This is a genomic window from Denitratisoma oestradiolicum, assembly GCF_902813185.1.
Lineage (GTDB): Bacteria > Pseudomonadota > Gammaproteobacteria > Burkholderiales > Rhodocyclaceae > Denitratisoma > Denitratisoma oestradiolicum.
The window spans coordinates 2191528-2207409 of the sequence record NZ_LR778301.1; the positions used below are offsets into that span (position 1 = coordinate 2191528).

The following is a 15882-nucleotide window of genomic DNA, read 5'->3' on the forward strand; positions in this document are numbered from 1 at the left end:
TTCCTCCCGTTGCCGCAGCTCCCTCGCCGGATCGCGGCGCTATGAGGATTTGCGCACCCGCAGGTACCACTCGGCGAGCAGGCGCACCTGCCGTTCGGTATAACCCTTGGATGTCATGCGATTGACGAAGTCCTGATGCTTTTTCTGCTCATCGGCACTGGCCTTGGCATTGAAGGAGATCACCGGCAGCAGATCCTCGGTGTTGGAGAACATCTTCTTCTCGATCACCGCCCGCAGCTTCTCGTAGCTGGTCCAGGCCGGGTTCTTGCCGTCATTTTTGGCGCGGGCGCGCAGCACGAAGTTGACCACCTCGTTGCGGAAGTCCTTGGGATTCGAAATGCCGGCCGGCTTTTCGATCTTCTCCAGCTCATCGTTGAGGGCGCCCCGATCCAGCATCTCGCCGGTGTTCGGATCGCGGAATTCCTGGTCCTGGATCCAGAAGTCCGCGTAGGTGACGTAGCGGTCGAAGATATTCTGGCCGTACTCGGAATAGCTCTCCAGATAGGCGGTCTGGATTTCCTTGCCAATGAACTCGGCGTAATGGGGCGCCAGGAATTCCTTGATGAAGCGCAGGTAGCGTTCCTCGATCTCGGCCGGGAACTGTTCCTGCTCGATCTGCTGTTCCAGCACGTACATCAGGTGCACCGGGTTGGCCGCCACTTCCCGGTGGTCGAAGTTGAAGACCTTGGAGAGTATCTTGAAGGCGAAGCGCGTGGACAGTCCGGTCATGCCCTCGTCGACACCAGCGTAGTCCTTGTACTCCTGATAGCTCTTGGCCTTGGGGTCGGTGTCCTTGAGGTTCTCGCCATCATAGACGCGCATCTTCGAATAGATCGAGGAATTCTCCGGTTCCTTGAGGCGGGACAGCACCGAGAACTGGGCCATCATGCGCAGGGTGTCCGGCGCGCAGGGCGCGGCCGCCAGGGAAGAGTTGCGCAACAGCTTGTCGTAGATGCGAATCTCGTCGGACACCCGCAACGAGTAGGGCACCTTGACGATGTAGATGCGGTCGAGGAAGGCCTCGTTGTTGCGATTGTTCTTGAAGCTCTGCCACTCGGCCTCGTTGGAGTGGGCCAGGATCAGGCCGTCGAAGGGAATCGCCCCGAAACCCTCGGTCCCCTTGTAGTTGGCTTCCTGGGTCGCCGTCAGCAAGGGGTGCAGCACCTTGATCGGCGCCTTGAACATCTCGACGAATTCCATGATGCCCCGGTTGGAGAGGCACAGTCCTCCCGAATAGCTGTAGGCATCGGGATCGTCCTGGGAGTAGTGCTCCAGCTTGCGGATATCGATCTTGCCCACCAGTGAGGAGATGTCCTGGTTGTTCTCGTCGCCAGGCTCGGTCTTGGACACCGCAATCTGCTTTAGCACCGACGGGTACACCTTGACGACACGGAACTTGGTGATGTCACCGTTGAACTCGTGCAGGCGCTTGACCGCCCAGGGGCTCATGATGGTATTGAGGTAGCGGCGCGGGATACCGAAGTCCTCCTCGAGAATAGGGCCGTCCTCCTCGGGCTTGAATAAACCCAGGGGCGACTCATGGACCGGCGAACCCTTCACCGCATAGAAAGGCACCAACTCCATCAGATACTTGAGCTTCTCTGCCAGGGACGACTTGCCGCCGCCCACCGGGCCCAACAGGTAAAGCAACTGCTTCTTTTCCTCGAGCCCCTGAGCGGCGTGGCGGAAGTAGGAGACGAGTTTCTCTATCACCTCCTCCATGCCGTAGAACTCGCGGAAGGCCGGATATATCTTGATGATCTTGTTGGCAAAGATGCGTGAAGCCCGAGGATCGGTGCGGGTATCCATCAACTCAGGCTCGCCGATGGCGAGCAACATGCGCTCGGCGACACTAGCGTAGGCGATCGGATCTCGCTTGCAGAGCTCAAGGTATTCCTGAAGGGACATCTCCTCTTCCTGAAACGCCTCGTATCGGGACTGGTAGCGGGCGAAGATCGACATGACAGACCCTCCTCAGAGTGCAAGTACTACAACCGTATGAACACTGTGACACTGAAAAAGTTCTACGACAATCCGACGTGTGATTTGAGAGGAGCGTCGAATAGTCTGTTCAGTCTCAACTTAGTCGCGGCCAACGATGGGAGCAACCTCGAAAAAGCGGAGGAAAGTGCAGCATTCATTGCGCAGCATTCGACACGTAACAAAAGGATGACAGGCAGCGCTTTCCGAAGAGACTGCCCTTGCCCGTTAGAATGAGCCCCTCACTCATGATTCGGGAACCCTGATGTTGACCATCTCCACCACTTTCCAATACGCCAGGGAGAACATTCATCCAGGTGGAGATAACCATGGTCGCGTTAACGCAGCGACGGTTGGCGTGAATACCAATTGCATCACCCTGACTGAAACCATGGACTGATCCGCGCCAACCAGGCATGCATTCCACCAGCCTCCATCCATATACGCCCTTATCCGGCCACCCCTGCCGTCTGGCGGGTCAAGGTCTGGCCAGCGACTACGGCCGTACCCTGCTCACCAGCCTCGGTGCTGAGGTTCGGGAAAGCGTCGGGCTGGGCGACCAGCATCCGGCCCTGGCCTGGGCCTATAGCGGGCTGATGGTCCTGACCGGAGAGCCGGGCCGGGAGCCCCTGATGGGTCCGACGCCTCTGGCCAGTTGCGTCCAAGGTGTCCTGACCGCCTTCTCCAGTCTGGCGGGCGATGCCCTCCGGGAAACTCTGCCCGATGCCCGATTGCTGTCGGAGCGGGCTGCTCTGGCCGGATTGGGTCGCCAGGGCGCCATCTCACCCGGGGGTGGCTGCCGCCTGCTGGCCACAGCGGATGGCTGGTTGGCCCTCAGCCTCAGCCGGGAGGAGGACTGGCAATTACTGCCGGCCTGGCTGGAAACCGATGTGACGCCAAATTGGGAGGCCCTCCCCGCCCTGCTCGCCCGCCGCACCACCTCGGCGCTGCTGGACCAGGGACGCCTGCTGGGGCTGGCTCTGGCGCCCCTGGCCATGCCGGCGCCGGCTGATGGCTCCTGGTACAGCATCGAACATGAAGGCCCGTCCAGCCAGGGCCACCGTCGGGACACTCCCCTGGTGATCGACCTGAGTTCCCTCTGGGCCGGCCCCCTATGCGGCCATCTGCTGCAAAAGGCCGGCGCCCGGGTGGTCAAGGTGGAAAGCCAGCAACGGCCGGATGGTGCCCGCCAGGGTCCGGCGGCTTTCTACCATCTGATGAACCAGGGCAAAGCCAGCGTGGCCCTGGACTTCCAGTCCCGCCAGGGTGTCGACCAACTACGCCGTCTATTGCTGGCCGCCGACATCGTGATCGAAGGCTCCCGGCCCCGGGCACTGCGCCAATTGGGCGTCATAGCGGAAGAAGTGCTGGCGGAAAACCCTGGCCTCACCTGGGTCAGCCTCACCGGCTACGGCCGGGGCGAACCCCAGGCCCAGTGGGTCGCCTATGGGGACGATGCCGGCGTGGCAGCAGGACTCTCGGGCCTGCTGCTGGAACTCACCGGACTGCCCCTTTTCTGTGGCGATGCCATCGCCGACCCCCTGACCGGACTTCACGCCGTCCTGGTGGCCTGGGCCAGTTATCTGGGCGGCGGCGGGCGCCTGATTTCCCTGGCCCTGAACGATGTGGTCGGCCACTGTCTGCGCCATGCCCTGCCCCCCACGACCGAGGCACGCTACGCACGCTGGCAGGAATGGGGCGCCCTCGCCCATCAGGCCGGACTGCCCACCGGGCTGCCTACGCCCCGCCTCGCCACCTCCCGAGCCCGGCCCCTGGGAGCCGATACCTGGGCGATCCTGACGGAACTGGGCATCCCATGCTGATCCGCCACTGTGAGATTCACGGTGACACCCTGTCCGACCTGCGCATCGAAGGGGGAGCAATCACCGACATTGGCGACCAAATCCATCCCCGGAGCGGTGAAGAGGTGCTGGATGCCGCCGGAGGCGCCCTGCTGCCTGGCCTCCATGACCACCATATTCACCTGCTGGCCCTGGCCGCCGCCCTGGACTCCATTCCCTGCGGTCCTCCCCGGGTCAGCACCCCGGAACAACTGACCCTCGCCCTGACCCAGGCCGCTGCCGAGGCACCGGAAGATGGCTGGCTGCGGGGCATCGGCTACCACGAGTCCGTGGCCGGCGACATCGACCGGCACTGGCTGGACCGGGTGGTGCCCCACCGTCCCTTGCGCATCCAGCATCGCAGTGGCCGCCTCTGGATTCTCAACTCCCGCGCCCTGCAAGACCTGGGCGCCGACATCCCCGCGAAATTCACGGAGGACCTGGCCAGGGGACGGCTCCACGATGCCGATGCCTGGCTGCGCCGGCGTCTGGGCAGCCGTCCTCCGTCCCTGGAGCGCGTCGGCAAACTGCTTGCGTCCCATGGTATCACCGGCGTCACCGACACTTCCCAGCACAACGGCCCGGAAGAGCTGGCCCACTTCGCCGCCGAGCAGGCCCGGGGCCACCTGCCCCAGGCAGTGCTGCTCATGGGTGATGCCCGTCTCGACGGTGCGATCGCCCAGGGAGACGTGACGCCGGGTCATTACAAGATTCATCTGCACGAAGCCGACCTGCCTCCCTTCGACGACCTCTGCGCGGACATCCGGCGCAGTCACCAGACCGGCCGCAGGGTAGCCATTCACTGCGTCACCCTGACCGAACTGGTCTTCGCCAGCGCGGCCCTGGAAGCAGCGGGAGTCCTGCCCGGCGACCGCATCGAGCATGGTGCCGTTGCCCCCCCAGACACCCTGCCCCGCCTGGCTGCCCTGGGACTGACCGTGGTGACCCAGCCCAATTTCGTCCTGGAGCGGGGCGACGCCTATCTGCGCGACGTGGACAAGGCCGACCTGCCCTGGCTCTACCGGGCCCGGGGCCTGCTGGAAGCCGGCATTCTCCTGGCCGCCGGCAGCGATGCCCCCTATGGCAACCCCAATCCCTGGCTGTCCATGGAAGCTGCCGTGTGCCGTCGCACCGCGGCCGGATTGTCCCTGGGCACGGAGGAAGCCCTGAACCCGGAACAGACCCTGGCTCTGTTCACCGGCACGGCCGACAATCCCGGAGGACCGTCGCGACCCATCGAAATCGGCGCCCCGGCCGACCTGTGCCTGCTGGATCGCCCCTGGAGAAATGCCCGGCCCCGGCTCGGCGCCGTGGTGGTGCGGGGAACCTGGCGGCAGGGCCGGCGCCTCTGGAACGCAGAGGAAAGCTGAAGCCATCGCATATATGCCGAACAAGTATTAGAATCCGGCCCTTGCTTAGAGCCTATTTCAGTAGGGGACGTACCCCGCGTTGTGCTCAGGGCGGGATGAGCGCAAGGCGTCGTGGCGCAGCGAAGGGTTGTTCCCTTCGCAAGCCGCGCAACGCAGCGATCGCCCGCCCTGAACACAACCCGAAGGGCCGCCGGGCTTTGGGCGCGCTGCGGCGTTGTCGGTCGCTGGCATGGAATGACCATGCGGCGCTCCCTCCGCCTTGCATCGCATCCCAAAGACCGACGGCGCGGGATGCGGCCCCTACTGAAATAGGCTCTTAATTCAAGGGGCATCAAGCCTCTTTCCGGAGACTCCCCCATGCTTACCAGACTCATACAATGCGACGTCACCGGAACGGTCAATCTCGCCGACCCGCCGGCAGTCTCGGATGCGGTGTGCGCCATACTCAAACAGCGCTATGGCCACTTCGACGCAGGCACACTGCGCCATGGTTTCTCCGACATCAAGGATGCCTTCTGGGGCCGGTATCCGGGTCTGCTGCCCTGCGACACACCCTATCACGACCTGCGCCACTCCCTGGGCACCGCGCTGCTCATGGCCCGCATGGTGGATGGTTATCAATCGGGCCACGGCACAAATGCCCCCGACCTGAATGCAGACGACGCTGTACTTGCCATCATGCTGGCCCTTTATCACGACATCGGTTTCCTGCGCCGGGAAAGTGAAGTCCATCTCTGTGGCGCCTGCCTGATCAATGACCATGAACAGCGGGGCGTTGACTTCATGAGGCGCTATCTGGCGCAAGGCGCTTTTACCCGGTTCGCCGACCAGGCAGAACTGATCCACGCCACGAATTTCGCCAAACCCATTTCGGAAACCCTGGCCGGCCGGCCCAGAGAGTTCTATCTGATCGGCCAGATGTTGGGTACAGCGGACCTGATCAGCCAACTGTCAGGCCGCTATTATCTGGAGCGTTGTCGCTACTATCTGTATCAGGAGTTTGTGGATGCAGGCGCGGATCGAAGCATTGGGCCCAACGGTGAAACTCTGATGCTTTATGCCTCACCGGAAGACCTGCTACGCAAAACCCCGAGCTTTTACGAGCACTTGGTGAGAAAGCGTCTGGACGAGGATTTCGACAAGGTCTACCGCAATATCGCCTATCACTTCGGCGGCGATGATCCCTATACACGGGGTGTGCAGCGCAACCTGGACTATCTGCGCCAACTGATTGCATCCAACGACTTCACGGGCCTGCGCCGCAAGCCCGTACCCGTGATTCCATCAGTACGGGAACTGGAAACCCACAACTAGGCTTCCCGTACAGTCACGCACTTATCAAGGCGTAACCCCCCCCAATCTTACCGGCTGATGATTCTGGTTGCGGCGCCCCTCACTCAGTGCCAGTCCACGCAGCAGCGCATTGCGTAGCTGACGCGGATCAATAACATCGTCATAACCCAGAATATCCGCCACCTGATAGGAGCCGCCTGCCTGTTCGGCCTCGATGCGGGCACGGGTAGCCTCGTCCAGCTTGGCCGATTCGACAACGCTGTTCACCGGCATGGCCCCCAGAGTGACGCCGGGAAATGCCAGGGAAATCGTCTGACCGTCGAAGGGATTCATGGCCATGATGGACGAGCCAAAACCGAAAGCCTTGCGGATCGTGACGTGTAGCTTGGGCACCTGCAAGCGATGCTGGGCCACGAACATCCGGGCGGCATGACGCAGGGTGCCCTGACGCTCGGCAGCCGTACCGCCGATCACCCCTGGGTTATCGGCCAGGAATATCACCGGCAGATGGAAGGCTCCGGCCACGTCGAGGAAGTGGGTAGCCTTGTCGGCGGCAGCAGTATCAATAGTGCCTGCCAACACACTCGGATCGTTGGCGACAATGGCCACGCTGCGCCCTCCCAGCCGGGCCAGGGCCGTAACCATGGAAGCCCCGAACTGGGGTTGCACCTCGAATAGACTGCCCTTGTCCACCAACAACTCCAGCACCTTGCGCATCTTGTAGGCACGGCGCGGATTGGGATCGATCAGATCAAGGATTCCATCCAGGACGCGGGGATCCGTATCGGGACCGGCCAGCACCGGTGCAGTTTCCCAGGCATTGAGGGGAAAATAGGAAAGATAGCGGCGGGCCATGGCAATGGCTTCCTGGTCGTTCGCCGCCAGATTGTGGGCCACCCCCGACTCGACCACATGGACCTGAGGGCCACCCAGTTTTTCCTTGGTCACATCCTCGCCGATGGCGGCCTTCACCAGGGGGGGGCCAGCGGCAAACATGGAGGCGTTCTCGCTCATGACGACAAAGTCCGACAGGGGCGCGGTCAGCGCCCCATGTCCGGCCGAGGCCCCAAGTACCAGGCAGACCATGGGCACTTGACCAGACAACTCTGCCAAGCCCTGCAAATCGTTGGGGCGACGACCGGCATGCGTATTGGTCAGTCGATGCCCAGCACCTTCCAGCATGAAAACCAGGGGTACCCTTTCCTGGGCCGCCAGTTGTGTGAGCCGGTAACGCTTGTCTGCCGCACCATCACCGATGGAGCCGCCCAGTACTGTGAAGTCCTCGGCAGCCGCCAGGGCCATCCGTCCCTCGATTCTGCCGAAACCGGCCACCAGCCCATCTGCCGGCGTGGGGTGCCCCCCCTCGGGTGTCAGCCCACCCACCAAGCCCCCAATTTCAACGAAAGTCTCCGGATCGAAGAGCTGTTCGATGCGCTGACGGGCATCAAGCTTGCCGGAAGCCCGCTGGCGCCCAACCCGCTCTGCTCCACCCATTTCCCGGCTGGCGGCCTGGCGCCGAGCCAATTCCCCCAGTATCGCGTCCCAGCCACTCGCCTTTGATGTTTTTGCAGTCATTGCCATCCCGAATTAAATAAACACAGAAAAAATCAAAAACACCTGGAAGCACATCGGCCAAGGCCATATCAAGCGTCGTGGGCCTCGCCACCAAAGACCAGTTTTTGCAGCCGGAACAATTCGTCCCGGGCAGCGGCAGCCTGTTCGAATTCCAGGTTCCTGGAGTGGTCCTGCATGGCCTTTTCCAGACGCTTGATTTCCCGGGCCAGTTGCTTTGCGCTCATGGCCTCGTAGCGGGCCTGCTCTTCCGCTGCTTTCAGGTGTGCCCGCTCCCGGTTGGCTGATTCGGCATCATAGACACCGTCGATGATGTCCTTGATGCGCTTGGTGACACCCTTGGGAACAATGCCGTGTTCAGTATTGAAGGTGAGCTGTTTTTCACGGCGCCGTTCAGTTTCGGCCATGGCCCGCTGCATGGAGTCGGTGATGCGGTCGGCGTAAAGAATCGCGGTGCCGTTGAGGTGACGGGCGGCCCGGCCCATGGTCTGGATCAGGCTGCGGGTGGAGCGCAGGAAGCCCTCCTTGTCCGCATCCAGGATCGCCACCAGGGACACCTCGGGAATATCCAGGCCCTCCCGCAGCAGGTTGATACCCACCAGCACGTCGAACTCCCCCAGGCGCAGGTCCCGGATGATCTCCACCCGCTCCACCGTATCCACGTCGGAATGCAGGTAGCGCACCCGGATGCCATTGTCGGCCAGGTAATCGGTCAGCTGCTCGGACAGGCGCTTGGTGAGGGTCGTCACCAGCACCCGCTCCTCCACCGCCACCCGCTTCTTGATTTCGCTCAGAACGTCATCCACCTGGCTCAGGGCGGGCCGCACCAGCACCACCGGGTCCACCAGGCCCGTGGGCCGCACCACCTGCTCCACCACCTGGCCCTGGTGCTCTTCCTCGTAGGCCGAGGGCGTGGCTGAGACAAACACGGTCTGGGGCATCAGGCCCTCGAACTCGGCGAACTTCAGGGGCCGGTTGTCCAGGGCGGAAGGCAGGCGGAAGCCGTAATTGACCAAGTTTTCCTTGCGGGAACGATCCCCCTTGTACATGCCGCCGACCTGGCCGATGGTGACGTGGGACTCATCGATGAACAGCAGGGAGTCCGGGGGCAGGTAGTCGATCAGGGTGGGGGGCGGCTCACCCGGCTGGCGGCCGGAGAGATGGCGCGAGTAGTTCTCGATGCCCTTGCAGAAGCCCAACTGGTCCAGCATTTCCAGATCGAAGCGGGTGCGCTGCTCGATGCGCTGACACTCCACCAGTTTCTGTTCCTTCTGATAGAACTCGATGCGCTCCCGCAGTTCCCCCTTGATGGCCTCCACCGCCCGCAGCACCGTGCCCCGGGGGGTGACGTAATGGCTGGAAGGATAGACGGTGAAGCGGGGCAGCTTCTGCCGGCGCTGGCCGGTGAGGGGATCGAACAGGGAGAGGGACTCCACCTCGTCATCGAAGAGGGTGACACGCAGCGCGTTCTCGGCGTTCTCCGCCGGGAAGATGTCGATCACGTCCCCCCGCACCCGATAGACGCCCCGCTGGAACTCCACCTCGTTGCGCTCATACTGCATTTCCGTCAGGCGGCGGATGATGTCCCGCTGGCCCAGTTTTTCGCCCTCCCGCAGATGCAGCACCATGCTGTGGTAATCCACCGGATCGCCGATGCCGTAGATGGCCGACACCGTCGCCACGATCACCACGTCGCGCCGCTCCATCAGGCTCTTGGTGGCCGAGAGCCGCATCTGCTCGATGTGTTCATTGATGGATGAATCCTTCTCGATGAACAGGTCCCGGGCCGGCACGTAGGCTTCCGGCTGATAGTAGTCGTAGTAGGAGACGAAATACTCCACCGCGTTCTCGGGGAAGAACTCACGGAACTCGGAATAGAGCTGGGCCGCCAGGGTCTTGTTGGGGGCCATCACCAGGGCCGGCCGGCCCAGGCGGGCGATCACATTGGCCATGGTGTAGGTCTTGCCGGAACCGGTCACCCCCAGCAGGGTCTGGAAGGACAAGCCGTCCTCGATGCCCTCCACCAGTTTGGCGACGGCTTCCGGCTGGTCGCCGGCCAGGGGAAAGGGCTGGTGCAGGCGAAAAGCACGGTTGGGGAAATCGATCAGCTCACCCATGGGCGCAGTTGGTCAGGGAAAATCCGTAGGAAAAGCCGGGAATCATAGGCAGGCGCTATACACATGGAAGCAATTTCGCCCCTGTTCCTTGGCCCGGTACATGGCCTTGTCCGCGGCATCCACCAGCGCTTCCAGTTCCTGCCCGTGGTCCGGATAGAGACTGATGCCTATGCTGGCCGTCACCGCGACTCTCTGTTCATTGCCATCCATGGCTACCGGAAAAAGCTCGAGCAGCTTGCTGGCGACCTGGCCGGCGTCCTCGGCACTGCCGACCCGCTCCACCAGGATCACGAACTCGTCGCCGCCAAAGCGGGCCACGGTATCCTCTTCCCGCAGGGCGGCCCGCAGCCGGCCGGCCACATCCCGCAGCAGTTCGTCCCCGGCATGGTGGCCGAGACGATCATTCACCGGCTTGAAGTTGTCCAGGTCCAGGAACAGGATCGCCAGCCGGCTACCCTCCCGGCTACAGCGTTCCAGGCTGTGCTGGGCGCGGGCATCGAACAGCAGGCGATTGGGCAGGTCGGTGAGCGCATCATGATGAGCCAAATGCAGCAGGCCCCGATGGGAAGTCCGCAGGGGCGACATTTCGGTCAGCACACCAACCATGCGAATGACTTCCCCCTCGGTATTGCGGATGGTGCTGATGGACAGCCAATAGGGGAAAATTTCGCCACTCTTGTGGCGATTCATGACCTCCCCCTGCCAGCTCCCATTGTCCATCAAGGACTGCCACAGCCCGTGGTAGAAAGACTCATCATGCAAGCCGGAACGCAGTAGGTTGGCCGACTGGCCAATGACCTCGTCGGCACCATAGCCGGTGGTTTTGACAAAGGCCGGATTCACCGCCTCGATCCAGCCATGGCCATCGGTAATCATGATGGCTTCCTCGGCATGCTCGAACACCTCCGCCGAAACCCGAAGGTTCGCTTCCGCCTGGCGCCGTTCGGTGACATCGAAACAGACGCTGATGTAGCCCAGGAAACCACCGCTCTCCGCCCCTTCTTCGTCGAAAAAGGGGCGACCCACATGATGAATCCAGCGATATTGACCCCGTGCATCCAGCAAGCGGTAGTCCATCACAAATGGCGCCCGTCGGTCGAAACAGATGCGCCAGCGACTGAAAAATGGCTCCCGATCCTCCCCGTGCAAAGCCAGGGTCCAGCCCTGGGACTCGGCCTGGGGCAAGTCCATGCCGGTCAGGTTCAGCCAAGTGCGATTGAACCAGTCGAAGCGGCCGGAACCATCGGTGCGGCACACCGGCGCAGGAAAATCATCCAGCAGAGTAGTGTAGTAGTCCCGGGCCCGGACGATCTGCTCATGATGCTCATTGAGCAGATCCACCAGACGCTTGAAGACCTGCAACACCGGCTCCACCGGCAGGGAGGCCACCTCCCCCGGCCGGGTGCTGCGCACTACGAAGCAATGGCGATCCTCGTCCAACAGATCCACCAGCATGCAATGGGAAATCTCCGCCAACACAGCGGACGAATGCTCCTTGGGGTCCTTGGCCAGTTGCTGGCCCAGGCTGTCCAGCAGTTCCAGGGAAAGGCCATGATGAACAGCATGGGCCTCCAGCAGCTCGGGAGCGATCCCCAGTTGTCGCAGGGCCTCCTCCTCGTCCTTGAAGTGCCGGGCCAGGGCATCCCGGAACGCGGTAAATAGCCGAGTGTGATCGCTGCCGGTGTTCTCTACATCTGCGGCAAAGCGGTTCAGTAAATTCACCAATTCCCGATGTTGGGCATCGATCTGGGCATGGCCGGTATCGAAACGGGCGTTCCAGCGAATCAGCGGACGATGAACCGGGAACATTGAGGCACCTCCAACAGCATTTGCACGGCAATCCACGAAGCCCGGCCGGCCAGCCCCCGCCGCCCGCTCCACACCTCTATGACCAGCAGTTTACTTGAGTACTGCACCAAGGGGCGGGGAGACTCAGTGGCTGGGGGCACAACCGGGCCATCGGCATACGGATCGTTTGCCCGTCACTCGAAACCTCTGCCCCGTGGGACAATCCCCTCCCATTGAGAAAGTCCCTCCGCCTTTGCTGAAATCGCCAGGTGAAAAGAGACAGAGAAATCGAATCATTCCACTTAAAAACAATGAATAACGATACCTCCCCCCTCCCTCCCGGCCACACGCCGATGATGCAGCAGTATCTGCGCCTCAAGGCGCAGAACGCAGACCTGCTGCTGCTCTACCGCATGGGGGACTTCTACGAGCTGTTCTACGAGGACGCGGAGAAGGCAGCCCGCCTGCTGGACATCACGCTGACCACCCGGGGCCAGTCGGCGGGCAAGCCAATTCCCATGGCTGGTGTGCCCTTCCACGCCCTGGAGCAGTATCTGGCCCGGCTGGTGAAGTTGGGGGAGTCGGTGGCGATCTGCGAACAGATCGGCGATCCGGCCACCAGCAAGGGGCCGGTGGAGCGGGCCGTGGTGCGCATCGTCACCCCCGGCACCCTGACCGACGCGGCCCTGCTGGATGACAAGTCCGACAGCCTGTTGCTGGCCCTGGTGGTGGAGCGCCAGCAGGCGGGCCTGGCCTGGCTCAATCTGGCCAACGGGGATTTCCGTCTGATGGAAACCAGACTGGATACCCTGCCGGCCCAGTTGGAGCGCCTGCGTCCGGCCGAGCTGCTGCTGCCCGACGGCCTGCGCTCGGCCCCGCCCGAAGTCCGGGCCACCCTGAAGCGCCTGCCGGACTGGCATTTCGATCCGGAATCGGCCCGGCGCCAGCTCGCGGAGCATTTCGGCGCGAGGGATCTGGCGGGCTTCGGCGCCGAGGGTCTGCCCCTGGCGGTGGCCGCCGCCGGCGCCCTCTACCAGTACGCCCGAGGCACCCAGATGCAGGCCCTGGCCCATGTCACCAGCCTCGCCGTGGAGCACGAAGGCGTCTATCTGCGTCTGGATGGGGCCACCCGGCGCAACCTGGAGATTACCGAAACTTTGCGCGGCGAACCTGCTCCCACCCTGCTTTCCCTGCTGGACGGCTGCGTCACGGCCATGGGTTCCCGCTGGCTACGCCATTGCCTGCATCACCCCCTGGCCGACCGTTCCGCAGCAGCGGCCCGCCATGAGGCGGTGTCGGAGTTGATGGGGACGGCGGGAGACGGCCCTCTGCCCGAGCTGAGGCGTGAGCTGAAAGGCATTGCCGACATCGAGCGCATTACCGCCCGCATCGCCCTGAAGAGTGCCCGTCCCCGGGACCTGTCCTCCCTGCGGGACAGTCTGGGTCGTCTACCGGCCCTGGCGGCTGCCCTGGCCTCGCCCCGGAGCGAACTGCTGGCGGAAATCGGGGCGCGGCTGGCCAAGCCCGAGGACTGCCTGGCCCTGCTCGGTCAAGCAGTCGCCCTCGAACCCTCGACCCTGCTGCGGGAGGGGGGCGTCATCGCGCCGGGCTATAACCCTGATCTGGACGAGCTACGGGGCATCCAGGCCAATTGCGGTCAATTCCTGCTGGAGCTGGAAGCGCGGGAAAAGGAACGCAGCGGCATCCCCAGCCTCAAGGTGGAATACAACAAGGTCCATGGCTTCTACATCGAGGTCACCCATGCCCATGGGGACAAGATTCCCGACGACTACCGGCGCCGCCAGACCCTTAAGAATGCCGAGCGCTACATCACACCGGAACTGAAGGCCTTCGAGGACAAGGCCCTGTCCGCCAACGAGCGCGCCCTGGCCCTGGAAAAGCAGCTCTACGAGGCCCTGCTGGAGGCCCTGGCAACCGCCATTCCGGGACTACAGTCCATCGCCCGGTCCCTGGCCCTGCTGGACGGACTCTGCGCCTTTGCCGATATCGCGGCCCGCTGCGACTACTGCCAGCCGGAATTCCGCGAGGCCCCGGGCCTGGATATCGTGGAGGGGCGTCATCCGGTGGTGGAGGCCCAGGTGCGTCAGGCCGGCGAGAGCTTCATCGCCAACGACACCCGGTTCGACGTCAGCCGCCGCCTGTTGCTGATCACCGGCCCCAACATGGGGGGCAAGTCCACCTACATGCGGCAGACGGCCCTGATCGCCCTGCTGGCCCACTGCGGCGCCTTCGTGCCAGCCCGGCGTTGCGTACTGGGTCCCTTGGACGCCATCCACACCCGCATCGGCGCTTCCGACGATCTGGCCTCGGGCCGCTCCACCTTCATGGTGGAAATGACCGAGGCCGCAGCTATTCTCCATGGTGCCACGGAAAGATCCCTGGTGCTGATGGACGAGATCGGCCGCGGCACCTCCACCTTCGACGGCCTGGCCCTGGCCTTTGCCATCGCCCGCCACCTGATCGAGAAGAACCGGGCTCTGACCCTCTTTGCAACCCATTACTTCGAGCTGACGCGGCTGGCCCAGGACTATCCGGGCTGCGCCAATGTGCATCTGGACGCGGTGGAGCACGGCCATCGCATCATTTTCATGCACGCGGTGGAGGAAGGCCCTGCCTCCCAGAGCTACGGCATCCAGGTGGCGGCATTGGCAGGGATTCCCGGCGCAGTGGTGCGGGACGCCAAGCGGCGGCTGACCCAACTGGAAAACGCCCAGATCGCCGCCGGTCCCCAGACGGACCTGTTCGCACCAATGAGCGAGCCGGAGCCGGAAAGCCCGTGCACGGAACATCCGGCCCTGAGTGCCCTGGGGGAGACCGATCCCGACGCCCTGAGCCCCCGAGAGGCCCTGGAACGACTCTATGCCCTGAAGCATTTATTGGGATAGCGGAGACTTCACCCTTCCAGGATGCCACGCATCCCGGAAGGAATCCTGCAAATCAGTGATGGTGTCCCTGGGGGCCGTGCACGTGGCCGTGACCGATTTCTTCCTGGGTGGCCGGACGCACATCAGTCACGGTGCAGGAGAAGTGCAGCGCGATGCCGGCCAGGGGATGGTTGCCATCCACCACCACCTTGTCGTCGGCTATGTCGGTGATGGTGTAGAGCTCGTCGTCCTCGCCGTCCTCGCTGGCCCGTTCGAACTGCATGCCCACCTCGATATTCTCGGGGAACAGGTTGCGGGACTCGATCAGCACCAGTTCGGCGTCGTAATCGCCAAAGGCGTCCTCCGGTTCCAGGTGAACCTCCAACTTGTCGCCCTGAGCCTTGCCATGCAGGGCCTCCTCGATCACATCGAAGATGCCGCCATAGCCGCCGTGCAGATAAACGAGGGGTTCAGCACCCTCGTCCACCGGATTGCCATCACTATCGACGACCCGGTAGTTCAATGTGACGACAGAGTTTTTTTGGATTTGCATGAGTGCTTTCCGGAACCGTTGAGTTCCTTGACGAGTTGATAGACCGTCGCGGCGTGCCCCTTGGGTGTGATGCCATAGAAGGCGTGGCGGATGATGCCGTCCCGGTCGATGATGAAGGTGGAGCGGATCACGCAGAGCTTGCGATGACCGTCCTTTTCGCGCATCTGACACACCCCGTATTTCCGGCAGACTTCCCCTTCCACATCGGAGAGCAGCCGAACCGACAGACCAAATCGATCGCGAAAATCGGCATGGCTGAGGAAATCGTCCCGGGATACACCGATGATCTGGCAACCGAGACGCTTGAATTCCTCCTCATGGTCGCTGAAATCGATGGCTTCCTGGGCGCACAGCGGCGTGCCATCCCGAGGGTAGAAAAAAAGCACCACATGTTGGTGCCCCCGCAGGGACTCGAAGTCGAAATACTCCATGTCCGAGTCGGGAAGGCTGAAACCGGGTGCTGGTTGTCCTGTGTGCAGCATG

The 15882-nt window shown here is 62.9% G+C and carries 11 protein-coding genes; 5 read left to right on the plus strand and 6 right to left on the minus strand.

Annotation, left to right across the window (positions count from 1 at the left end):
• Nucleotides 1–39 precede the first annotated feature (39 nt).
• Nucleotides 40–1962, minus strand: a complete 1923-nt coding sequence (locus DENOEST_RS10085) for a PrkA family serine protein kinase (RefSeq protein ID WP_145770847.1) — start codon at nt 1960–1962, stop codon at nt 40–42.
• 283 nt (nt 1963–2245) lie between these two features.
• On the opposite strand from DENOEST_RS10085, the gene DENOEST_RS20520 reads away from it, so the two are divergent.
• The 4 genes from DENOEST_RS20520 to DENOEST_RS10100 all read left to right on the plus strand — a co-directional run bounded on the left by DENOEST_RS20520 (nt 2246) and on the right by DENOEST_RS10100 (nt 6505).
• Complete coding sequence (locus DENOEST_RS20520) at nt 2246–2380, plus strand: hypothetical protein (protein ID WP_269475906.1); 135 nt, start codon at nt 2246–2248, stop codon at nt 2378–2380.
• 16 nt (nt 2381–2396) lie between these two features.
• Nucleotides 2397–3803: a CoA transferase gene (locus DENOEST_RS10090; RefSeq protein WP_197970580.1), complete on the plus strand. Its 1407-nt coding sequence runs from the start codon at nt 2397–2399 to the stop codon at nt 3801–3803.
• On the plus strand, nt 3797–5191 hold the full coding sequence (locus DENOEST_RS10095) for an amidohydrolase family protein (protein ID WP_145770848.1): 1395 nt from the start codon (nt 3797–3799) through the stop codon (nt 5189–5191). The genes DENOEST_RS10090 and DENOEST_RS10095 overlap by 7 nt, the downstream gene beginning before the upstream one ends.
• Before the next feature lie 357 nt (nt 5192–5548).
• Nucleotides 5549–6505 carry an HD domain-containing protein gene (locus DENOEST_RS10100; protein WP_145770849.1) on the plus strand — a complete coding sequence of 319 codons (957 nt, stop codon included), beginning with the start codon at nt 5549–5551 and terminating at the stop codon, nt 6503–6505.
• A 24-nt stretch (nt 6506–6529) separates the two neighbouring features.
• Here the strand turns inward: DENOEST_RS10100 and DENOEST_RS10105 are convergent, their stop codons facing one another.
• The 3 genes from DENOEST_RS10105 to DENOEST_RS10115 all read right to left on the minus strand — a co-directional run bounded on the left by DENOEST_RS10105 (nt 6530) and on the right by DENOEST_RS10115 (nt 11982).
• Nucleotides 6530–8059: an acyl-CoA carboxylase subunit beta gene (locus DENOEST_RS10105; RefSeq protein WP_197970581.1), complete on the minus strand. Its 1530-nt coding sequence runs from the start codon at nt 8057–8059 to the stop codon at nt 6530–6532.
• 68 nt (nt 8060–8127) lie between these two features.
• The gene (gene uvrB, locus DENOEST_RS10110; protein WP_145770850.1) at nt 8128–10173 is read right to left on the minus strand and encodes an excinuclease ABC subunit UvrB; all 2046 of its coding nucleotides are present in this window, start codon (nt 10171–10173) and stop codon (nt 8128–8130) included.
• A 42-nt stretch (nt 10174–10215) separates the two neighbouring features.
• A complete protein-coding gene (locus DENOEST_RS10115) occupies nt 10216–11982 on the minus strand; it encodes a diguanylate cyclase domain-containing protein (RefSeq protein ID WP_145770851.1) in 1767 nt (588 codons plus the stop codon).
• Nucleotides 11983–12272: 290 nt separating this feature from the next.
• On the opposite strand from DENOEST_RS10115, the gene mutS reads away from it, so the two are divergent.
• Nucleotides 12273–14867 carry a DNA mismatch repair protein MutS gene (mutS, locus tag DENOEST_RS10120; protein ID WP_232096489.1) on the plus strand — a complete coding sequence of 865 codons (2595 nt, stop codon included), beginning with the start codon at nt 12273–12275 and terminating at the stop codon, nt 14865–14867.
• A 52-nt stretch (nt 14868–14919) separates the two neighbouring features.
• Here mutS and DENOEST_RS10125 read toward each other — a convergent pair whose 3' ends face one another.
• Together DENOEST_RS10125 and DENOEST_RS10130 are read right to left on the minus strand one after the other, a co-directional pair.
• Entirely contained in the window at nt 14920–15399 is a 480-nt protein-coding gene (locus tag DENOEST_RS10125) for an FKBP-type peptidyl-prolyl cis-trans isomerase (RefSeq protein ID WP_145770852.1), read from the minus strand.
• The gene (locus tag DENOEST_RS10130; protein ID WP_145770853.1) at nt 15366–15881 is read right to left on the minus strand and encodes a peroxiredoxin; all 516 of its coding nucleotides are present in this window, start codon (nt 15879–15881) and stop codon (nt 15366–15368) included. The genes DENOEST_RS10125 and DENOEST_RS10130 overlap by 34 nt, the downstream gene beginning before the upstream one ends.
• Nucleotide 15882 lies beyond the last annotated feature (1 nt).